This is a genomic window from Ruegeria sp. AA6 (genome assembly GCF_056542865.1).
Genome location: NZ_JBQGAN010000031.1, coordinates 1 through 19,853 on the forward strand (window position 1 = coordinate 1; position 19,853 = coordinate 19,853).

General features: G+C 54.0%; 20 protein-coding genes. 7 read left to right on the top strand and 13 right to left on the bottom strand.

Annotated elements, in window-relative coordinates; translation table 11 throughout:
* Positions 1–403: 403 nt before the first annotated feature.
* The 3 genes from ACR0LN_RS21245 to ACR0LN_RS21255 all read right to left on the bottom strand — a co-directional run bounded on the left by ACR0LN_RS21245 (position 404) and on the right by ACR0LN_RS21255 (position 2,382).
* Entirely contained in the window at positions 404–1,519 is a 1,116-nt protein-coding gene (locus ACR0LN_RS21245) for a tyrosine-type recombinase/integrase (protein ID WP_480432557.1), read from the bottom strand.
* Positions 1,519–1,713, bottom strand: a complete 195-nt coding sequence (locus tag ACR0LN_RS21250) for a hypothetical protein (protein WP_237216012.1) — start codon at positions 1,711–1,713, stop codon at positions 1,519–1,521. Before ACR0LN_RS21250 ends, ACR0LN_RS21245 begins: the two co-directional genes overlap by 1 nt.
* A gap of 168 nt (positions 1,714–1,881) precedes the next feature.
* Positions 1,882–2,382, bottom strand: coding sequence for a hypothetical protein (locus ACR0LN_RS21255; protein ID WP_480432559.1), 501 nt, complete (start codon positions 2,380–2,382; stop codon positions 1,882–1,884).
* 622 nt (positions 2,383–3,004) lie between these two features.
* Here ACR0LN_RS21255 and ACR0LN_RS21260 point away from each other — a divergent pair.
* Complete coding sequence (locus ACR0LN_RS21260) at positions 3,005–4,858, top strand: adenylate/guanylate cyclase domain-containing protein (RefSeq protein WP_480432562.1); 1,854 nt, start codon at positions 3,005–3,007, stop codon at positions 4,856–4,858.
* A gap of 157 nt (positions 4,859–5,015) precedes the next feature.
* On the opposite strand, the gene ACR0LN_RS21265 is transcribed toward ACR0LN_RS21260, so the two are convergent.
* Both ACR0LN_RS21265 and ACR0LN_RS21270 read right to left on the bottom strand, forming a co-directional pair.
* On the bottom strand, positions 5,016–6,119 hold the full coding sequence (locus tag ACR0LN_RS21265; protein ID WP_480432564.1) for a GFA family protein: 1,104 nt from the start codon (positions 6,117–6,119) through the stop codon (positions 5,016–5,018).
* A gap of 309 nt (positions 6,120–6,428) precedes the next feature.
* A complete protein-coding gene (locus tag ACR0LN_RS21270; protein WP_010443746.1) occupies positions 6,429–6,752 on the bottom strand; it encodes a hypothetical protein in 324 nt (107 codons plus the stop codon).
* A gap of 516 nt (positions 6,753–7,268) precedes the next feature.
* Here ACR0LN_RS21270 and ACR0LN_RS21275 point away from each other — a divergent pair.
* On the top strand, positions 7,269–7,814 hold the full coding sequence (locus ACR0LN_RS21275; protein ID WP_010443748.1) for a hypothetical protein: 546 nt from the start codon (positions 7,269–7,271) through the stop codon (positions 7,812–7,814).
* A gap of 473 nt (positions 7,815–8,287) precedes the next feature.
* On the opposite strand, the gene ACR0LN_RS21280 is transcribed toward ACR0LN_RS21275, so the two are convergent.
* Entirely contained in the window at positions 8,288–8,920 is a 633-nt protein-coding gene (locus tag ACR0LN_RS21280) for a tyrosine-type recombinase/integrase (RefSeq protein ID WP_171621314.1), read from the bottom strand.
* A gap of 207 nt (positions 8,921–9,127) precedes the next feature.
* Here ACR0LN_RS21280 and ACR0LN_RS21285 point away from each other — a divergent pair, with 207 nt between their 5' ends.
* Positions 9,128–10,360: a flavin-containing monooxygenase gene (locus ACR0LN_RS21285; protein WP_480432567.1), complete on the top strand. Its 1,233-nt coding sequence runs from the start codon at positions 9,128–9,130 to the stop codon at positions 10,358–10,360.
* 55 nt (positions 10,361–10,415) lie between these two features.
* Here the strand turns inward: ACR0LN_RS21285 and ACR0LN_RS21290 are convergent, their stop codons facing one another.
* Positions 10,416–11,312 (bottom strand): LysR family transcriptional regulator, encoded by an 897-nt coding sequence (locus tag ACR0LN_RS21290; RefSeq protein ID WP_171621228.1) that lies wholly within the window; start codon positions 11,310–11,312, stop codon positions 10,416–10,418.
* Positions 11,313–11,471: 159 nt separating this feature from the next.
* Between ACR0LN_RS21290 and ACR0LN_RS21295 the strand changes: the two genes are divergently transcribed.
* From ACR0LN_RS21295 to ACR0LN_RS21310, 4 genes are all read left to right on the top strand, one after another.
* A complete protein-coding gene (locus ACR0LN_RS21295; RefSeq protein ID WP_170560164.1) occupies positions 11,472–11,882 on the top strand; it encodes a GFA family protein in 411 nt (136 codons plus the stop codon).
* Positions 11,883–11,913: 31 nt separating this feature from the next.
* Entirely contained in the window at positions 11,914–12,108 is a 195-nt protein-coding gene (locus tag ACR0LN_RS21300; protein ID WP_171621227.1) for a DUF1059 domain-containing protein, read from the top strand.
* 246 nt (positions 12,109–12,354) lie between these two features.
* Positions 12,355–12,975, top strand: coding sequence for a DUF1326 domain-containing protein (locus tag ACR0LN_RS21305; RefSeq protein WP_170560160.1), 621 nt, complete (start codon positions 12,355–12,357; stop codon positions 12,973–12,975).
* A 28-nt stretch (positions 12,976–13,003) separates the two neighbouring features.
* Complete coding sequence (locus ACR0LN_RS21310) at positions 13,004–13,774, top strand: DUF2182 domain-containing protein (protein WP_171621513.1); 771 nt, start codon at positions 13,004–13,006, stop codon at positions 13,772–13,774.
* A 440-nt stretch (positions 13,775–14,214) separates the two neighbouring features.
* Here the strand turns inward: ACR0LN_RS21310 and ACR0LN_RS21315 are convergent, their stop codons facing one another.
* The 6 genes from ACR0LN_RS21315 to ACR0LN_RS21340 form a co-directional block, all read right to left on the bottom strand.
* Positions 14,215–14,586 carry an HGGxSTG domain-containing protein gene (locus tag ACR0LN_RS21315; RefSeq protein WP_480432572.1) on the bottom strand — a complete coding sequence of 124 codons (372 nt, stop codon included), beginning with the start codon at positions 14,584–14,586 and terminating at the stop codon, positions 14,215–14,217.
* Positions 14,587–14,813: 227 nt separating this feature from the next.
* The gene (locus ACR0LN_RS21320) at positions 14,814–15,992 is read right to left on the bottom strand and encodes an AAA family ATPase (RefSeq protein WP_480432574.1); all 1,179 of its coding nucleotides are present in this window, start codon (positions 15,990–15,992) and stop codon (positions 14,814–14,816) included.
* The gene (locus tag ACR0LN_RS21325) at positions 15,992–16,381 is read right to left on the bottom strand and encodes a hypothetical protein (RefSeq protein ID WP_170560072.1); all 390 of its coding nucleotides are present in this window, start codon (positions 16,379–16,381) and stop codon (positions 15,992–15,994) included. The genes ACR0LN_RS21320 and ACR0LN_RS21325 overlap by 1 nt, the downstream gene beginning before the upstream one ends.
* Before the next feature lie 536 nt (positions 16,382–16,917).
* Positions 16,918–17,943 (bottom strand): choline ABC transporter ATP-binding protein, encoded by a 1,026-nt coding sequence (gene choV / locus ACR0LN_RS21330; protein ID WP_480432576.1) that lies wholly within the window; start codon positions 17,941–17,943, stop codon positions 16,918–16,920.
* Between the two features lie 3 nt (positions 17,944–17,946).
* Complete coding sequence (gene choW / locus ACR0LN_RS21335) at positions 17,947–18,777, bottom strand: choline ABC transporter permease subunit (protein ID WP_170486709.1); 831 nt, start codon at positions 18,775–18,777, stop codon at positions 17,947–17,949.
* 95 nt (positions 18,778–18,872) lie between these two features.
* A complete protein-coding gene (locus ACR0LN_RS21340) occupies positions 18,873–19,799 on the bottom strand; it encodes a choline ABC transporter substrate-binding protein (protein ID WP_480432579.1) in 927 nt (308 codons plus the stop codon).
* Positions 19,800–19,853 lie beyond the last annotated feature (54 nt).

Below are 19,853 nucleotides of genomic sequence, written 5' to 3' on the forward strand. Positions count from 1 at the left end.
CTCTTTGGATTTCACCCCAAAAATCTCTGCGTGTATCCCAACTTACTAACGTCCCGTCTCCCCCCTCCCGGTTACCTTCGCGGCCAAATCCAGGTTGAACACAGGAGGGGGGCTGAGAGACGCGCAGAGAGACGCACAGTGGCCCATCGGCAGTCGATGTGGGTACGCCCCCGGGAATCGCACTGATCCTCAGGGAGTCACTGAAGGACACTGAGAGGGAGCAAGGTGGACCGTAGGACAAATCGTAGGACAAAACACGCCTGTTGACGTGGACTCACCCCTCCTGATACCCCCTGTTTTACTGAGGTGATCATCGGTGACGGTGCCTGTAACGGGAGCAGAACTTCCGCCCCCGGGCACCATTCAAGCGATTGATTGTTCTCAATATTCAATTTTGGGCCTTTCATGGTTTGACAGTTTTCTTGAAGGGTTTGACAACTCTCGATCTGCGTTCGTTCTCCTTTTCTAATGCTTCCTCGTTCTCCTTTTCTAATGCTTCCATCGTGATCCGGTTGCGGTCCGCGAGGTTGGCGGACCGGGAATAGTGACGGGCCATAGATGGGGTCTTTTGCCCCAGCAGGTCCGCAATCTGGCGTTCCTCAAGCCCTGCCTCGCGCAGTGTCGTGGCCACGGTATGCCGCAGCCCCTTGAGTGTCAGGCCAGGTTGTACAACGCCCTCAGCTTCCAGCTTTTTCTTGAAGCGGTACCAGACCGTCGAAAAGCCGTTGTAGGTCCAAGGCTTTCTGTTTGATGAGGCATGGATGGTCACGGCGTCGTGCTTGGGCGCAGCATCCAGAGCCGCCTGCAGCGTCGGACCGATTGGAACGGCAACTTCCTGGCCCGTCTTGCCCCTGACGCCCCAAATCGTGTCGTCGTCTATCTGGCGACGGGTCAGCTTGAGCGCATCGGACGGATCAAGGCCGGTATTCATAATCAGCGCCACCGCCACTCGAACGTGCGGGGCGGCTCGATCCAGCACAACTGCGCGTTCCTCCACCGTCCAAGGCCGGTTGGCATAGGGCCGATTTTTCGGGCGCGGCTTGGGAATGACACCTGCCGCATAATCCCGGTCGATCAGACCGCGCGGAATGGCGTAGCGAAAAACTTGACTCAGGAAGGTGCGGACCATGTTTGCTCGCCGCCAGCCAATCTTGTCCGCCGCTTTGTCATGGATGCCCGAAACGAGGGGCGTCGTGATTGCGGAAACAGGCGTGTCCCGGATTGGGTGCAGGAAGTCAGCGCACTTGCGATAGTCGCGCTTGGTGGCGTCCGACAGATTGCCATAGTGTTCAGTCTGGAAATAGGCATTGACCAGCCCGCCAAGGGTTCCTGGCTTAGGAGCTTGCGCCTTCCTCGCCTCGGCAATGGCAGCAATGCGGGCGCATTCCGCAAAAAACTCAGCCGATCCTAATGGAGTCTTTTCCAGGTCGATCTTGTGACCCGTGGCGCGATGATAGCAGCGCGGTTTCCCGTGCCGATCATCGAATATCTTGAAACCTCTAACCCTGACACGTGTCATTACAACTTGCCAAGAATGACGTCCTGCGTTGCCATCTCGGCTCCTTCCTTCATTGCATCAATCCAATTGTCCAGATCGCGCTTGTCCCAAAGAACTGTGCCGGGCCGCATTTCAATTGGCTGGACGGGGCACGTTGTTTTAAAGAGCTTTGGAGGTAGCCCAGTATAAACCGCTGCCTCAGACTGTTTCAGCATGCGTTTTTCATTAACGTTGATAGTGAGACTAGCGTTAGCCACTGCTAGTGCCTCCCAAGACGCTCGTTGGTCCATGACGTTGACCAGGAGGTCCGTTTGGGGTCAATTTACCCCGAGGATCAATTGACGCTGTTATTTCCGGTTGGTTTTTTTTGATTGCGTGAGGCATCACTCAGTCCCAAACTCTGATGCAATAGCCTCTATCTCTCCAAGCGAGATCTGGCGCATGACATGCATGCCTTCCATTTCAAACAATCCGGCAGGCCCTGAATTTGACCACATGGTCGGGTCGTCTTCGAATTCGTTTATTTTCATTTCGGAAAGATGTACCGCTGTAAAATATATTTCTAATCCGGCGTTTTTGAAAATCACATAAGCTGGTTTCTCATGGACGTTAAATTCTAATCCATTGAGTAATATGTCAGATTCAGAATTGGACCGATGCGACAACACAAAATCAAATAAGTAGACAAGGAAGTCTTCCGCAGTGTTTTCTCGCTTGAAATCGAGACGCTGAATGACCTTTGCAGATTCTATATGCTCGAACTCATCATTCCGGAATTGTCGGTAAATCTCAAAAGTATCGACTATACGGTTTGGCGGAGCGCCTGTCATTAGCGCAAGCGTAAGCCTCGCTGCATCACGCGTTGTCATATCCGGTGCGTTCACGCCACGAGCTCCTGTCGTCAGAAAGCCTGCTTCACGGAGCTTCCTTGCAACAAAGTGAACTGTCGCTTGATCGATACCAAGCGCATTCGATATGACTTTTATCAGATGACCAGACTTCATAGTCTAAATGTGCATTGCGCACTTAGGCTATGTCAATACACCTTTTGCCCGTCGTCAGAGTATTTTGGAGAACACAGGCTGTATCGTAGCGGAGGCTCTAGTTCGGTTTCTGTTGAAGTTTAGGTGGCAGCGGCTTGGCTCTGCAACTGCCGTTATCGGATTGTCTGCGTCTTGATCTCCTCTCTCACCTTCAGGATTTTCGCACCGCGGCCATGATAGACGTCCACTGGTGTCAGAATCACGAGGCTCTCGTGGTAGCGATGGTTGTTGAGTGAGCGACGAAGGCACCGATCTGTCATTCGGGGCCGCCGGGTTTGTAATAGTTTTCCAATAGCACTGGGTTTTCATGGTCTTCTATACGACTGCTTTGGGGTCAAAGCAGTCTTTCGGCGCGTGGGGCATCAATGACCGCTGTGCGGACAGAGCCGACATTTGAAGCTACTCGTCAACGCGCTTAGAAAAATCTCACAATTAGGCTAAACTTAGCCACTGAGAGGTTCTGATGGATCGACGGTTGGCCACAATCCTTGCTGCGGATGCTGTCGCATATTCAAGGTTAATGGGCGAGGACGAGGAAGCGGCTCTGGCCGAACTGACTGCCTGCCGGGAACTGATCGACGCGCAAATTTCAAGCCATGGCGGTCGGGTTTTCGGTAGCGCCGGGGACAGTGTGGTGGCTGAATTTGCCAGCCCGGTCAAAGCGGTACAGGCGGCGTTGGCTGCACAGGCAGACATTGCCCGGCGCACTGCGGAAATCCCAGGGGCCGGACGACTGCAGTTTCGCATTGGTATTCATCTTGGTGATGTAATGGTCCGGGGTGATAACTTGCTGGGTGATGGCGTCAATGTCGCCGCACGACTTGAGGCACTGGCACCGCCCGGTGGGATCATCGTCTCGAAACCGGTCGCCGACATGGTTATCGACAAGCTGGATGTCGAGTTCGGGCATTCTGGCATCCACGAATTGAAGAACATTACTCGAAGCGTGGAACTCTGGACTTGGCCGGCGGACAAGGCAGTCAAGCCGGTAGCGCGGCGTGGTAATCGAAAACGGGGTGCGTTGGCTGCTGCCGCGGTTCTGGCGCTGGCAGGCCTAGCCTATCAGTTCTACCCGAAAGAAGAGGCCTATGCCCTGCCCACCGGGCCAAAAGTGCTTATCCTACCCTTCGAGAATGTCGGCGGCGATCCGCAGGACGACTATTTCAGCGATGGTCTGACCCGCGACATTAACGCCATGCTCGCCAAATTCACCAACCTGTTCGTCTTGGCGCCAGAGGCCGGCAAGCCTTTCCGCGAGAATGCGGACTGCGAAGCGATCCGCGATGAGCTGGGTGCGGATTACATACTGGGTGGCACTGTGCAGCGGTCGGACGACAAACTTCGCGTCACCACCACATTTACCGATGCAAAAACCTGTCTGCAGCTTCAAGCTCCCGGCCCCTTTGAAAGCGATTTGAGCCTTGCGAGTGTTCTGGACGTGCAGGTGGAAGTCGCCAGCAAGATTGCCTCGCTTATTGGATCGAGCGATGCCCCACTGTTCAAGGCCGATGTTTTGAAAACGATGCGCGAAAAGGCGCCCGAAACCCTCGACGCCTATGAGTGCTACATGACCGCGCACTGGTTTTATCAGACTTTTGCACTGCCCGAGCACCGAAAGGCACGCGATTGCCTGCTGAGGACCGTGCGTGAAGAGCCTGGCTATTCGTTGGGTTGGTCGCGCCTCGCCTACAACTACCTTGATTCAAAAAAGAACTCTTACGACCTCGATCCCGATTGGGCTCAGAAAAGCTTTGACGCGGCTCAACATGCCATCGAAGCAGATCCGGACAATCCCGATGCTTACTACGCACTTGCTGTGCGAAGCCGGTTGATGGGCGAGAGCATGGAAGTTTACCGCAAATATGCCGAGCGGGCGGTGAACCTAAACCCGAATGATTCCTGGATTCTGGCTGATCTGGGGATCTTCTTCGCCTATTCCGGCGATTTTAAAACGGGGTTAGCATGGATCGACCGGGCACGGGCGCTCAACCCAAAACTGCACTCGGGCTATACCTATGCGGCGCATCTGGATGCTATTTCTCGTGGTGATTACGAGGAAGCAATCAATATACAGTTGGCTGCGGCGGGTAGATTGCCGATGAACAAAGCAAGCCTTGCGGCTAGCTATGCCCTTAACGGGCAGCAAAAGAAAGCTGAAGAGACCGTAGAATATATCAAACAGCAGTTCCCAGAATACCAGTCAGATCCCCGTGCACCGTTTCGCGCCCGTGGGATGCCCAAAGAGCTGATTGACAGGATAATGGAAGGCCTGACCCTCGCTGGCTACCCGGTGCCACCGGAAGAGGCCACCGACTGACGATACTGCGTGATCTTCAATTAAGCTATGATTTGCGGGCTTGCCGATCCTGGGCCGAACGTCTGCTCCGGGCTCAAGGCAGACCTTCGTTGCGCTGCACATTGATTTGTCGGCGGTTGCTTCGGCATTAAGGTCAGCTTTGCGGACAAACCTGCCGTTACTCATTGTTCTTTGCTGGATCAATCGTCTTTCCCTCTAGCCTGTTAGCAACGCGATCCTCCGAAAAAGGTGGAGTCGGTCCGGAACTTGGCTCGCCCACAGCAACCCAACGAGATGCCATTCGCGGATCTTCTTCTGTTCTAATTCTGGGTAAGTCGTCGTGTATGTCGACCCAAGGGATTTGACTTTCGACGCCATAGTGAAGCTCAGGCGGAAAATCAGCTGGATTGTCGAGCGTCCCGACACGGATCGAATAGTATCCGATATCTTTGATGTCGGTATAAATGCTCGTCCCGCAATTTTTGCAAAATGCGCGCTCAGAAAGCTTTGAGGAAGCGTACAAACCCGGTTCTTCGCCTTCGAATGTCACATTTTGCTTCTCAAAAATTGCCCATGCATTCAATGGCGAACCAAGAGCCAGCTGACAGTGTCTGCAATGGCAAAAGCCAACTGCAACTGGCTGAGACCAAACCTGGTAACGAGTCGCTCCGCAAAGACATCCACCTGCAGTGATCGGTTCACGTTTTGCAGCTGTGAGGAACGGCCAGCCAATCGGCTTGGTCTCTTCACCTGCGGCCGTCAAAGTCGAACGATAAGCTCGGACAGGCTGAACAATGTTTTTTAACTTTCGATGACCTAGGTCTACAAAGGGATGCTCAATTTTGTCTTTGACCTGATCAAACACGCTGCCCGAGATACAAAGCTCAGCTGGTTTGGCAATTTCTTGAAGGCGTGACGCCTGATTCACGCCGTCCCCAAAAATGTCATCTCCAATGACAACAATGTCGCCAATGTTTACACCGATGCGAAAAGATATTTTCAAGTCGTCGGTGAAGTCGGCTTCCCGTTCCGCGATGACTTTTTGGATTTCCAACGAGCAGGCAACCGCATCTGCTGCCGTTGGAAACTCAATCAATAGGCCGTCACCCATTGATTTGACGACACGCCCGTGATGCGCTGCGACCCGGCGCGAAACGATGCCGTCGAAGCACACTCCGAGCCGCGCAAGAGTTCCCTCTTCATCAATTTGCATGAGACGAGAGTAACCAACGACATCGACCGAAACGATGGCAGCAAGCTTTCTGATCTTCGGCTTTGGCATTTCGGCAAGTTACGTCAGAATAGAGAAGTCGCATAGTGTGCATCGTTAATTCTAGCGATGAAACGCTTGTAAAGCTGTTTGACCTAGCCATCCAAAAAGCCATGACCGCTTATCGACCCCAAAATAACAGAGATCTCCCGACTGCTTTGGGCTCAGTGCAGACGTTCGCACAGTTGCTGCGAATGACCGCTACGCGGGACATACCCGCCGTTGCCGTCAGAACACTTAGAAATTGCTCCCGGCCCCATTGGGCAAACAAGTCATCGTTGGCCCGAGCGTAGCGTATCGCGCCGGCCACCCCATGTCCGGTCAGTGCGAGACGATCGCGAGCCCCGCAAATATGAGCGCGCCGCCTGTCCAATCGCGCGGCTCTAGCCCTTCGCCGATACTGTAGGCGTAGGTCAGTACGATCAGCGTCTCGAGCGCAATTATTATTAGATACAGCTCGGAAAGTGGAACTGTGCGCATCAGCACCACCTCGGACTGGGTGGCGGCAAGAAAACCCAGAATGATCAGAGCGAGCGCCACCGCCGTCCATTCGGCTGAGGCCAGTTTCATTCCGATGGTTGCAACGCCATACCCCACTGCCGCCAAGACGGCCAAGGCCAGTGGTTTCAACGCCAGAAGCTCCATGTTTCAAATCCTTCACCGTGCGCAAAAAAACCGCGCACCTCTCATGAACCAACATTCTCTGCGTAGGATTTTAGCATGCGTATTATGTCGCATCAGTGAAGCCGATTACTTTATTTTAGCGAAGTGAAAGCCGGTAAGAGTATTGCTTATTCAGATGAAGCGAATAGCTGATACCCGCCTTCGAAACGGATGCTGCGCCTGACCCAAAGTCTGAAAAGGGCTCGGTTCGGTCAGCCTTGTATGAGCTTCCCCAACTGAATTGGTCCACTGCTATATTTAGGAAACGGAGGACCAAGAATGGCAAGCAAGAGACCGAAACCTGAAGCGTTGTCCGCCCAAGCACTCAAGATTACGTGTGCGCTCTGGTGGAAATCTGATGCTCGAGAACTTCGGTCCTTGCTGATGCTGACTGACAAACATCTTTGAAACTGCGAAGCGGTGTGGCAACGTTTGGCTATCCTGCGAAACTGTGTGCTACTTTGCAGACTTCCATCATCAATCTCATTAGGAGAAGACATGCTAATCAAACTTCTTGCGTCCGCATTTTTCTTGATTTTGCCCGCGCTCAGTTTCGCTCAAACAGCTGAGCGCAGCGTGACCATCGAAGCCGATGCGACAGTTAAGTCGGTCGATCCGGACACTCGCCTTATCGTGCTGCAAAACTCAGAGACGGGCGAAGAAGAGACCATTGTTGCGGGACCGGAAGTCGTAAACTTCGACCAAATTGAAGAAGGCGACACAGTCAAAGCGGTTTACACACTGGGGGTAGCTGCAAGCATGGCGTTCCCCGGCGAGGTTGACAGTATGGTTGAATTGGAAGCCCAGGTTGCAGAGGGATCAACACCGGGCGTGGCTGCCGGAACGATGGTTACGTTAATTCTGACTTTTGTTTCCTTCGACGCCGCGAGCTCAATCGCCACTGTGACGGACAGCAGCGGCACGGAACAAATGATCGAGGTTGAAACGGATGTTGGTCGTGAGTTTGTTGAACAGCTTAGCCCGGGAGACAGAGTAGCTCTGAGCTTCACGGAAGGTCTCGCTGTGGGAATTGTTGAAAAATAGGCGTCGTCCGCAGCGCAACCTCATAAGGCGTACCTGTTGTTTCTTATGTCGCCACCAATGGAACAACTCGTCCCACAGCTTCCGCCCCCCCAAAGCTCTTAGCATTGTTGGTCCAAATTGGGCGTCGAAAGGTGGAGAAAACCCGCCTTCCAAAAAGGGATAAGGCTGAGGTCATACAATGGTCTCTGCCACCGTATCGATCCGGCACGCGATGGATCACAATAGGCCGCTTTGGGCTCGAAGAGGACGTTCGCCGCACTTTACAGGAGTGACTGCTTACTTCGCACAAGCAGTCACATGGGAGTGATGACGCCCCAGCTACTGACCTGAGCCCGGCGATCCGGGCGGGAGCTTCAACTCAATCGACAACGATGGTGACGCTCGTCTCGGCTCAGAAGCCCAGTGGATGGTCAACACTCATGCGACAATCGCCAGTCACGAAAAGCGGGCGACTCTTGCCGCCCGCTCAATCTTCACACGTCGATCTTTTCTGCGATACTCAGCGCGTCTTCTAATTCAACGCCAAGATATCGAACTGTGCTGTCAACCTTGGTGTGGCCAAGCAAAAGCTGCACCGCGCGTAGATTGCCTGTTTTCCGGTAGATCAGTGCCGCTTTTGTGCGTCTCAGCGAATGCGTGCCGTAACCGCTCGGCTCCAAACCAATCGCCGACACCCAATCGAGGACCAGACGCGCGTACTGTCGTGTCGATATATGCGGCCTTTCGTGGAAGCGGCTTGGGAAAAGGAAAGTGCGCCCAAGCATCTCCGGGCGACATATCCAGGTACAGACGGACTGGCGGGTGTTTTCCGAGACCTCGAATTGGACCGGCCGTTTTGTTTTGCTCTGGACAACTGTCACGCGTTCGCGGACACGATCACCAGTAACAAGATCGGCTACGTTCAATCGAACGAGATCGCAGCCTCGCAGCTTGCTATCGATCGCAAGATTGAAGAGTGCCAAATCCCTGAGATTGTCCGAGAGTTCAAGCCGGGCGCGGATGGCCCAGACCTGCTTCGCGAGAAGCGGGCGTTTCTGGCCTATAAGGCGACCTTTGTTCCACGGCGGGCGCTTCGGTGTGATGGCAGGAAGTTGAATAATGGACATCGATTGTCCTCCATCCTTCCCTCCCTCTCCAGGCACCGACACCATGTCGACCAACTGACTCTATCAAGGAGCAAAATGGCAGGTGTCATCAGCTTACCCGACGTTCGTGAGCAGCGCAGCGTATGACCGTTTCGAGCCCTGAGCGGACATTGATACGTTGAAGCAACTAGCTGTCGCCGATAGAGTTCCATAGAGAGGTTTGCTGCTATGTACACCCTGATTGACACTGTGGTTGTGGGCGGAGGTCAAGCTGGTCTTTCTGTTAGCTGGCACTTAAAACAGGCTGGTCATGATCACGTTGTTTTGGACCGCGGGCAGATTGGCGATACATGGCGTAACGGTTGGGACTCGTTCTGCCTTGTCTCTCCTAACAAACTCTGCCGACTTCCTGGTTTCCATTACGATGGGGATGATCCCGATGGTTTCATGCTCCGCGATGAGATCGTCAAGTACATTGAAGACTATGCGAGCAGTTTTGGTCCGCCCTATCGAGGGGGTGTCGAGGTGGCTAGAATCGAGGCAAGTGCAGGACCGGGTCGGTTCAAACTAACCACATCAGATGGCGAAATCAGAGCGCAGAACTTGATCGTCACCGTCGGCACGCATCAACACCCGAATATACCAAGTTGGCATTACGATCTGCCTGAAAGGGTTACTGGCATACATACTTGTGACTATCGCAACTCAGCGAGCCTACCGGATGGTGCGGTATTCATTATTGGAAGTGGTCAGTCAGGGTGTCAGGTCGCTGAGGACCTGCACTTATCCGGGCGCGACATACATCTCGCAGTGGGCAGTGCTGGCCGCATCCCACGTCGCTATAGGGGGCGCGACATTTTTGAATGGGACTTGGCGACTGGGTACATGAACATGGCGGTGAAAGACCATCCCAAAGGGACAACTATCCGGTTCAAAGCCCATCCACATCTCTCTGGGCGAGAGGGCGGTCGTACAATTGATCTGCGCCAGATGGCGCTCGACGGGGTCAAGCTACACAGCAAGGTTGAGGGTGTTCAAGACGGGTGTCTGATTTTGGCGGGCGGCCTTGAAGAGACGCTCAAGGCAGTGGACGATGTGTGTCGCGCGGAAATGGAGAGCATCGACACGTTTGTTGCAGAGAATGGACTCGATGATCCCAAGGAAATTGTTGTCCCGATCAACTGGCAGCCCAAACCTGAACCACCGTTCTTCGACTTGGCTGCAGCAAATGTTTCAACCGTCATATACGCAACTGGGTTTCACCGCGATTTTGGATGGATCGACTTGCCAGTCTTCGATGAGACTGGCTATCCGCTATATGAGCGAGGTACTACGGATATAGCAGGCCTGTACTTCTGCGGACTGCATTGGATGCATACACAAGGGTCTGGCCTGTTTTATGGCGTGGGCGAGGACGCGGAGTACGTAGTTGATCACTTGATTTGCACTTCGAACAAATGAGGTGCGCGACAGCCTCGAGCCTAGCTTGGTTCGAAAGTTTCCAACTGCAACTGGATCAGTTTTCGGACGTGTTTGCCGATACGACTTGCGACTGAGATATAAGCCAGTTGACGAACACCTTAGCCTCGGGACGCTGAAATTCTGCCTGCGTCTGGATGTAATAGACGCCGAAGAGAGGCTCAGAGAACAATTCAATCATCCGACCAGATGATAGATCGTCCTCGAAAAAAGCTCTGGCGGTATACGTGATACCGTCACCCCGGCGAACCGCAGTCATGATCAGGTTCCCCGGCATGTGATTTATGGTCAATGGTTCGGCAGGAACAACCCCGTGATAGGTGAACCAGTCAGCCGCCTCGTTGGTGCCCAGCTCCTGCAACCAGGGCAGCTTTGCTAAAGAGGCCGGGTCACGCAGATCTTGGCCTTCCACCAGTGAAGGTGCCCCGATCACGACCATGTCGGAAACAAGGACAGTATCCTCTTCTTTTCTCGGCATGCGTCTGTCGTGATACCGAATGGCGACATCGATACCACCTGGTCTTATCTGAACCAGTTCCGAGGTTGGGTTCAGCATCAAAGTGATCTCTGGATGTTCACGTTGAAACTCTGCCATTCTCGGCAATAGCCACTCCACCGCGAATGCTGGTGACATGGTCACTTGAACGGGGCGCTGCGCTGTGTGTTCTGCCAGTCGTTCGACACCCCTTCCGATAATTTCAAAGCCGATACCCAGTTCACGTGAAAGAATGATGCCTGGCTCTGTCAATTCGATGCTGCGCCCACGTCTGGCAACGAGAGCTACACCCAAATGCCTTTCCAACGATTTCACCTGCTGGCTGACAGCCGCTTGGGTCACGTTCAAGCGTTCAGCTGCCACGGTGTAACTCCCTGCTTCCGCAACCGCTGAGAAGGCACGCAAAGCGTTCATCGGAGGAAGGTGTAACCAATCCATACTGTAGATTTTCTAATGTTTGGTTAGACTATTTGAGTCGCATGATATCGACATTGTTGACATTATTCACAGTGAAATCAGCGCTGCCATTATAGCATATTGGAGCGGATGCTTTAGCACCGATGTAAACCTAGCCGCATGCCAGGAGATCTTGATACGATGGAAAAACTTCAAGGTGGATGTTACTGTGGTGCTGTTCGATACCAGATCGCGACACCACCTGTCTGGTCGGGACATTGCCATTGTCGTTCATGCCAAATGGCCCTTGGTGGCGCCTTTGCAACTTGGGCTAAGGTAGCCGCCGAAGACTTCGCCGTTATCAAAGGCGAAATCCAACACATTGAGAAAACTTCGGGTATTCGCCGCGGGTTTTGTCGGGACTGTGGAACGACGTTGACCTATGCCGCACTAAATGAAGTTGAGGGCCAAGACTGGAGTGCTGACGCTTGGTTTTCTGCTGTAACGTTGGACGACCCATCGATTGCGCAACCCAAGGCCCACATCTTCGTGTCACATCAGCAGCCATGGATAAAACTCGACGACGGGCTGCCGACGTTTCCTGAGTTCTAAGCAACTTTTCGAGCGAACGGAGAAGAAAGCGATGAACACTGTTTATTCATATGCCTGCAAGGATTGCGAGGGCATGGAGGCCTGCCCAGGCAAAGTGGTTGCAGCGACCAAGGACGAAGTCTGGAAGCTCATGGAACTGCACGCGGTGGTCGCCCATGGAGAGGACCCCAGCTCTTGGGACGCCGACACTCGGGCATACTTGGAAACATTGATTAAGCCAGCTTGATAAGATCAGTGGAGCTTCGACGCCCAACGAGATATCGGCCTTGAACTTCGATTTGGATCGCTTGGTGACGAATGGCGACTTTGTTGCGAAGGACCGGCATGGGCTGCCAACCAGGTAATCAAGCAAGCTGTAGGGATAGGCAGCTCTGAGCTTTGAGGAAACATGAGTAACCTTCTGGTTGATTGGTGAAAAGCGGTCTTTCTGCTAAAATGCAGTCGTCGGAAATGTGGGATGGGAGGAGAAATCATGTCTTGGAATGTTTCAGGGGAACTCGTCGAAACCTGCAGTTGCAACATGCTTTGCCCATGCTGGTTCGGACAAGCCGACCTTATGCTCATGGACCAGGGGTATTGTGCAACATCACTGTTGGTACGCATTCGCGAGGGCTCTCATGAAGGCGTGGACCTTTCCGGTCAAAACGCGATTGTCTCGTTTCATTTCCCCGGGCCGACACTGTTCGACGCCAACGGCACTGGGCGAGTGTACATTGATGAAAACGCCAGCGATGCGCAGGCAGAGGCATTGGAAACCATCTTACAGGGTGCGTCCGGCGGCGGCATGGAAGTACCAGCAAGCCTGTTGTCGACTTGGCTTCCGACCAAACGCGCCGCGATCAGCGTGACCGAGGCCGAAGGCGAACTAACGGCGAGTGTGGCTGGTGTGGGCGAGATGAAATCCCGCCGTCTGGTCAATGATCTCGGCAACAAGATGAAACTGCAGAATGCCGCGTTCAGCCTCGCCTTCGGGCATGAGGGGCATGAAGGTGATCTGGCCCCCAGTGACGGCACCACCTGGAACGACTCGGATATGCCCATGAGCTGGACAGGTCGGTCGGGTGTGGTCGGACAAGTCGCCTGGGCCGGCTGAGGCCGGGCCGGGTCGTCAGGCCATTATAATGAATGCTTTAGGAGTTGCACAACGGGATCGGGCGCTGGTTCTGGCTGCGCTAGTCGCGCTCACGGCGCTGGCGTGGGCCTACACAATTTACCTCGGGCGAGGTTCGCCCTCGATGACGATGATCGGCGACATGGCTATGCCGATGATGATGCAGTGGTCAGTCGCGGATTTTGTCTTCATGCTTATCATGTGGGCGGTGATGATGTTCGCGATGATGCTGCCTTCGGTTACACCCGCCGTAATGATCTACGAGCGGGTGCGCGCGAAACGGGAGGAGGCAGGGCGACCCTTCGTGCCAACGGGCAGCTTTGTGGCAGGGTATCTGTTGGTTTGGCTGGGGTTCTCGCTGGCGGCGACTGTATTGAATTGGTGGCTTCACACGGGTGGCGCGCTGTCCTCCATGATGGGGAGGGTTGCGCCGACGGTGGGCGGCGTGATGTTGATATTCGCCGGGTTGTTCCAATGGACGCCACTCAAGAACGCTTGCCTTGAGCATTGCCGCTCGCCCATGAGTTTTCTGACGGCTCATTGGCACGAGGGAACCCTGGGTGCCGCGAAGATGGGGCTTCACCACGGGGCCTACTGTCTTGGCTGTTGCTGGATGCTGATGGTGCTGTTGTTTGTATTGGGCGTCATGAACTTGCCGTGGGTTGCCGTACTTACAATCGTGGTGTTGGCGGAAAAGACGTTGCCATTCGGGCGGTTTCTGAGTCGTGCATTGGGCGTGGTTTTGATTGTCTGGGGCGGGTGGCTGATCATGCTCGCCTGAAGAAACATTGTCGCATTCACGAGCAGGATGAACGCAACCGCGGGGCGATTTCCATCACGTCACCGGACAAGCAATTTCTGCGGGAGTTTAAGTTCCGCTCCGAACCCTAAGCGGAAATAGGGGAACTGGTGTGCTAAACTGTTGCAAGACCATTCAGATTTTCTGGAGTTGGCCATGACTCACATCGATCACCTAAAATCGACATAGGCTCATGTTCCGCCAGCGTTTGCACTTGATGGAGAAGCAGCTGTTCACCGCCGGATTCTGGAAGTTTCGCCCTGAATTTCGGCTATTGGGGGTATCTTGTGCACAGCATGATCCAATCGGATCATACGGGGGAAATTTCTCCCTGTGGCCATTGTGAGCGATGTTGTGGAATCTGATGGGTACGGATTGCGTGCTCCACCGGCAGTGCAACGGAGGTATTGCACCGCCTCCCTTTAGTCATCCTTTGTTTCAACTTTGGCTTTAGCTTTTCGCTTCCCCTTTGGGCCGGTGCTGAGGCCGCCATGCAACCTGCAACGCCGTTTTCCAGGTACTACCCGGGCTTGGCATTGGCCACCGGTTCGGGTCCTAGCGCCGCATGTTGGGCGCTCTGTCTTAGGCAAGGGTTCCCTGGCATCATTCAAGCCTAGCTCAGCCATCCGTTTGCAATTTACGCCGTGGCACTGTGAGCAATCCCTACGATAGTCTGGATGCTTGTGCGCCTCTGCTGGGCATGGTCGCCAACGTGACCGAATTTCACGCCAATCAATGGGATCGCTTTGAAAGAGCGAGCGTAACTCAACTTCTAGCTTTGTCGGTCGCCCCATCAAAAACCCCGACAATTGTTAACATACTCGGCAAACCCCATGATGCGCGTAGTGTTTGGTGTTCGGTTCTCACAAATTTCATTGAGTACTGCACCGTATCTCGCTCAATGGAGGTGCGGCACGCCACACCACCGCCCGCCCCCTTTAGGGGGGCGGTGGTGTGGCGACTGTTTTCTGCATGTTTGCCACACCCCGCCACACCTCCGCTTTCGGGGTGGGTGTCGCACTTATGTGTTTGCCCATTCACCTACCTCCAAACACGGGCGTTCCATACGTTTTGCATCCAACAATTTGACCTTCTTCAAGGCACCAGATTTCAACCATGCCTCGATCATTTTTTTGATACGTATGCGGTCTGAACAGGCATCAAGTGCCAAGACTTCCGCAATAGTCAGGCCTGCCCAGTCCTCACGAGCCTGGTCTGAATACCGTAGTCCTTTTCCATCCAGAGCTTTCTGCACAGCAAGAAGGTCGGCCAATGAAATTCCATCAAAGGTACCGGGCCAATTCCAGACTTCGACTACGCCTACGCTGTCACCGTTTGACAAGTGGACTGAAGCTAAGCGCCGCCAGACACGACCAGCAGTGGGGGCAAGGTTTGCCTTGTCGCGGGTCACTGCAAAGTAGGTAGACGGGTCCTCTTTCACACCCGCTTCAGCCTTCATGCTCTCTGTCATCTTGTTAAGCACCCGACCGGAACGCGCCGCTGCCAAAAGCGCGGTTGCACCTCGCCCACTTTCGGTTGTTGCTTCTTCACCGTTGGTTTTGCGAGTGTGGTGCACAAGTTCGATTGCACAATTGCAACGGTCTGCCAGCCGCGCCCATTCCTTTGCCACAAGGTCGATTGCGCCGTTGTCGTTCTCGCCCACCTGATGCGACGACACGAACGGGTCGATAATCAGAACATCGATTTCGCGCGCTTCGATCTCTTGGGCTAAGGCCTCCATTTCCGGCTTGACGATCTGGACGCCTTCACGAGTTTGAATGGCGGTACTGAGTTCGCGTTCCCGCCCCGTGTCCACAAATAGACGCCCTGAGATTTCCTCGGAGGCGACGTTGTGATGTTGCATGGCCGCGATGATGCGCCGGTTCATCTCGTCTCGGGTGTCTTCCAGGTTGTATATCCAGACATTTAGGTCTGATGCGGTCCAATCACCCAGTAGGTCGCGGCCGGAGGCCATTGCCAGCCCTTCGCAGATCGTCAAAGACGATTTCCCGACGCCGCCGGGTGCGACCGTCACCGATATCTGTTTGCGGATCAGGTGTTGCCCGTAGAGCCAAGGACGGGGCGGAATAGTGGAAGGGTCGCGCCAGACGAACTCTGTAGGCAAACGATCCGACCGTTCTTTGGGGAACTCGGCGCCGTGTGCATCCAGTTTCAACGCCATGTCAGCAAAATCACGCATCACGCCGCTTGCCTCCTTTGCACATGTTCAAGGAATGCTGCCTGCCGCGCGGGTTTCATGCGCTTAAAGCTGGCAAGGCAATAAGCGTATAGTTCTTCCGGGTCGGCATAATCCGCCCAGAACGCTGCCTCATCCATGAAGTTAAAGAACGGGGCAGGGGGCCGTCCCGCACCAGTGCCTAGCGCCGCCTCAGCCGCATTTACCGCGTCGTCACGGTCCAGAGCCTTGAGAGCCACGAATGCCAGGGCCACGCGCTGCCGCGCATCCAGACGTGCTCGCAGGATTACCGTAAGGCCGAACCATGCGTCAGTGCCATCCAGCCAAGCGGCGTATCCGATCGAGCGGCAAACACGTTTGATATTGTCGGGGATTTGCGTCGAAATATTCACAGCAGCACCCCCCAATGCATTGCCAATATGGGGAAAGCCGCGATATGTTCACTGTAAGAACAGACGCCTTCCATAACGTCTTTAACCCCGGTTGCGATTGCCGTCGCGCCGGGGTTTTCGTTTGTCAGTTCGGCTTCAGCCGGTTTGACACTTTCGCGGTAAGTCTTTGATGTTTCGTCGGGGGTTTGACGCACCCCGGTTTTGTAAGTGTTTGATTTGCTAGAATTAGCGCCGGATTGAAAATCCTCGTGTCGGTGGTTCGATTCCGCCCCCGGGCACCATTCCCAAAAGGTAAGCTACTGTTTCCCTTCAGCTTTTACTGAGGCTGACCAAGGGCGTAGTGCAAGTTGGAGAGGGATACTGTTCCGTTCTTGATTGTAGAAGGTGGGGTCGTTTTCTTTACACGACGGGTCTCGAAGGACCTCGGTTACCACTCGAAAACGCAGTGCCGTCCGGTGCCCTTGCAAGATTCTTCCATGCCAAAGAGAAACTGACAATAAATTGGTGGTTATTCTCTATTGCGTGGAACCCACAGTTCAGCCGCCTTTGGGATTGAGAAGTTTCGTCAAGACTAAGTCTTTGGTGACCCGGCCAACTATCGTTCCATTTTCGATGACGCCTATTGGCGCTTCTGTTTCGAATATTTTATTTACAACCGTTCGAATACTTGTGCTCGGGTCGACGGCAACCTCAGTATTCTCTGTGGTTGCTTCCATCACGTCTCTTGCACACAGAACGCCAAGCGGGTTCATGTGGGTTACGAACTCTCCTACATATTCGTTCGCCGGGTTGGAGTAGATTTGGTGAGGCGTCCCACATTGAACAATCCGCCCGCCTTCCATGATGGCGATGCGATTGCCGATTTTGAAAGCTTCATCAAGATCGTGAGATACGAAAATGATCGTACGCTTCAGTTTCCGCTGTAGCTCCAGCAACTCATCCTGAAGCTTTGTACGAATAAGCGGGTCGAGGGCCGAAAAGGGTTCGTCCATCAGCAGAATTGGCGCGTGGGTTGCAAAGGCGCGTGCCAAGCCTACACGTTGTTGCATGCCCCCCGAAAGCTCACCAACTTTCCGATCGGCCCAGTCCGAGAGGCCGACCATCTCCAATTGTTCTTCGGTCTGTTTGTTGCGCTCGGATTTGCGCATGCCCGAAAGTTCCAGGCCAAGCCAGACATTTTCCCGGACGGTACGCCACGGCAAAAGCCCGAATTGCTGAAACACCATGGCAATATGGTTCTGTCGTATGCGACGCAAAGTTGCGTCGTCCGCGTTCGAGACGTCGACCATTCGGGATCCGTCATTCACGCGCACAGATCCACGAACGACAGGATTCAAGCCGTTGACCGCCCTAAGCAACGTGGATTTTCCGGAACCGGACAACCCCATCAGGACAAGGATTTCACCTTCCTTCACTGTAAGCGAACAATCATGGACGCCCAGCACTTGACCGGTTTTCTCCTGTATCTCGGCGCGTTCTAGGCCTTGATCCATAAGCGGCAGTGCCTGCTTTGGCTTGTCACCGAAGACGATGGAGACTTTGTCGAATTCAACTGCGGTCATGGATCAGCGCTCCACTCTTAGAATACGGTCAAGCATGATCGCGACGACCACAATGATGAAGCCCGACTCAAAGCCCAGCGCCGTGTTTACTTGATTGAGCGCCCGTACAACCGGTACGCCTAGACCATCGGCACCAACAAGGGCGGCGATCACCACCATCGAAAGGGACAGCATGATGGTTTGGTTGAGGCCAGTCATGATCTGCGGCATGGCGTAGGGCAGTTCCACCTTCCACAGGGTTTGGCGGCCAGTTGCACCAAAGGCCTGTGCGGCTTCGAGGAGGGGCGTCGGTGTCGAAGAAACGCCCAGATGTGTGAGGCGAATTGGTGCAGGCAGAACAAAGATCACCGTCGCGATCAGACCGGGGACCATGCCAATACCGAAGAACACAATTGCGGGGATTAGGTAGACGAAGGTTGGCAGGGTTTGCATCAGATCCAGCACCGGGCGCATGAAGACATAAAGTCGGGGGCGGTGCGCCACGGCGATGCCAATGGGGACACCAACCAGCATGCAAACAACACAGGACGACAGAACCAGCGTTAAACTTTCAGTGGTTTCTTCCCAATATCCCTGATTCAGGATGAACAGGAACCCAAGCAGTACGAACAAGCATGTTTTCCAGTTTCGTTGAAGCACCCAGGTTATTGCGACAAAAATCGCGATTACGATCAGCGGATGGGGCGTTTGCATCAACCACAGAATGGAATCAATCAACAGCTCCAAAACCCAGGACAACCAGTCAAAAAATGGCTCTCCTACATCCTGAAGCCAGTCGAATACCGACTTGGCGGTCTTCCCCACGGGAATCTTAGTTTCCGTCAGCCATTCCATATGAATCCCCTGAGCCGCCACCGAAATTCGGATTTATGCCGGTTGTAGAAAGCTCCCCGCCAGGCAGGCGGGGAGCTTCGAATTGCAAAATTTCGTTACAGACCGAGCTGCGCTTTTACAGCAGCAACAGCGTCACCACCATCTTTTGTGGTTACCCCATCCAGCCAAGCGGTGAATGCATCGGGATTGGCCTTGAGCCAAGCGCTGGCGGCATCTTGCGGGTCTTCACCGTCGTCAAGAATCGAGGCCATGATCTCGTTTTCCATCGCAAGTGAAAACTTCAGATTGCCGAGAAGTGCGCCAACATTGGGGCATTCAGCTGAATACCCTTGGCGGGTGTTCGTATATACGGTCGCGCCGCCCAGATCAGGACCAAAGAAATCGTCGCCACCCGTCAGATAGCTCATTTCGAAGTTGGCGTTCATCGGGTGCGGCTCCCAACCAAGGAACACGATCGGATCACCCTTGCGGCTTGCCCGGTCGACCTGTGCCAACATGCCTTGTTCCGAACTTTCGGCCACTTCAAAGCCTGACAGTCCGAACGAGTCGCCATCGATCATGGATTGAATAAGGCGGTTGCCGTCATTGCCGGGTTCGATGCCGAATATCTTTCCGTCCAGCGCATCTTTGTGGGCAGCGATATCCGCAAAGTCCTTGATGCCAAGCTCGCTTGCGACCGAGTTGACCGCCAGCGTGTATTTTGCACCCTCAAGGTTTTCACGCACGGTGTCGACGGTGCCTGCTTCGCGATATGGAGCGATATCGCCTTCCATTGTCGGCATCCAGTTTCCAAGGAAAACGTCGATGTCACCTTCGGCCATCGACGTATAGGTCACAGGTACCGACAGGATCTTGATGTCGGTTTCGTAACCAAGGGCGTCAAGTACAACTGTCGTTGCCGCGGTCGTGGCGGTGATGTCCGTCCAGCCGACATCCGAAAAAACAACCTCTGAACAGTCCGCAAACGCAGCACCTGCGCACGTGATGACAGCAAGTGTTGAAATAGTCGATTTGAGTTTCATCGTAGCTTCCCTGTTTTATGATTGATGAGCCAAATAACAGGTTTTTTGACTGAC

Coding starts and splice junctions, on each gene's coding strand:
- ACR0LN_RS21295 (WP_170560164.1), top strand. CDS start 11,472: ATGGAAAAACTTCAAGGTGGATGTTACTGTGGTGCTGTTCGATACCAG.
- ACR0LN_RS21280 (WP_171621314.1), bottom strand. CDS start 8,920: ATGTCCATTATTCAACTTCCTGCCATCACACCGAAGCGCCCGCCGTGG.
- ACR0LN_RS21315 (WP_480432572.1), bottom strand. CDS start 14,586: ATGGGGCGACCGACAAAGCTAGAAGTTGAGTTACGCTCGCTCTTTCAA.
- ACR0LN_RS21260 (WP_480432562.1), top strand. CDS start 3,005: ATGGATCGACGGTTGGCCACAATCCTTGCTGCGGATGCTGTCGCATAT.
- ACR0LN_RS21310 (WP_171621513.1), top strand. CDS start 13,004: ATGAATGCTTTAGGAGTTGCACAACGGGATCGGGCGCTGGTTCTGGCT.
- choV (WP_480432576.1), bottom strand. CDS start 17,943: ATGACCGCAGTTGAATTCGACAAAGTCTCCATCGTCTTCGGTGACAAG.
- ACR0LN_RS21285 (WP_480432567.1), top strand. CDS start 9,128: ATGTACACCCTGATTGACACTGTGGTTGTGGGCGGAGGTCAAGCTGGT.
- ACR0LN_RS21250 (WP_237216012.1), bottom strand. CDS start 1,713: ATGCTGAAACAGTCTGAGGCAGCGGTTTATACTGGGCTACCTCCAAAG.
- choW (WP_170486709.1), bottom strand. CDS start 18,777: ATGGAATGGCTGACGGAAACTAAGATTCCCGTGGGGAAGACCGCCAAG.
- ACR0LN_RS21340 (WP_480432579.1), bottom strand. CDS start 19,799: ATGAAACTCAAATCGACTATTTCAACACTTGCTGTCATCACGTGCGCA.
- ACR0LN_RS21300 (WP_171621227.1), top strand. CDS start 11,914: ATGAACACTGTTTATTCATATGCCTGCAAGGATTGCGAGGGCATGGAG.
- ACR0LN_RS21265 (WP_480432564.1), bottom strand. CDS start 6,119: ATGCCAAAGCCGAAGATCAGAAAGCTTGCTGCCATCGTTTCGGTCGAT.
- ACR0LN_RS21290 (WP_171621228.1), bottom strand. CDS start 11,312: ATGGATTGGTTACACCTTCCTCCGATGAACGCTTTGCGTGCCTTCTCA.
- ACR0LN_RS21275 (WP_010443748.1), top strand. CDS start 7,269: ATGCTAATCAAACTTCTTGCGTCCGCATTTTTCTTGATTTTGCCCGCG.
- ACR0LN_RS21320 (WP_480432574.1), bottom strand. CDS start 15,992: ATGCGTGATTTTGCTGACATGGCGTTGAAACTGGATGCACACGGCGCC.
- ACR0LN_RS21305 (WP_170560160.1), top strand. CDS start 12,355: ATGTCTTGGAATGTTTCAGGGGAACTCGTCGAAACCTGCAGTTGCAAC.
- ACR0LN_RS21270 (WP_010443746.1), bottom strand. CDS start 6,752: ATGGAGCTTCTGGCGTTGAAACCACTGGCCTTGGCCGTCTTGGCGGCA.
- ACR0LN_RS21245 (WP_480432557.1), bottom strand. CDS start 1,519: ATGACACGTGTCAGGGTTAGAGGTTTCAAGATATTCGATGATCGGCAC.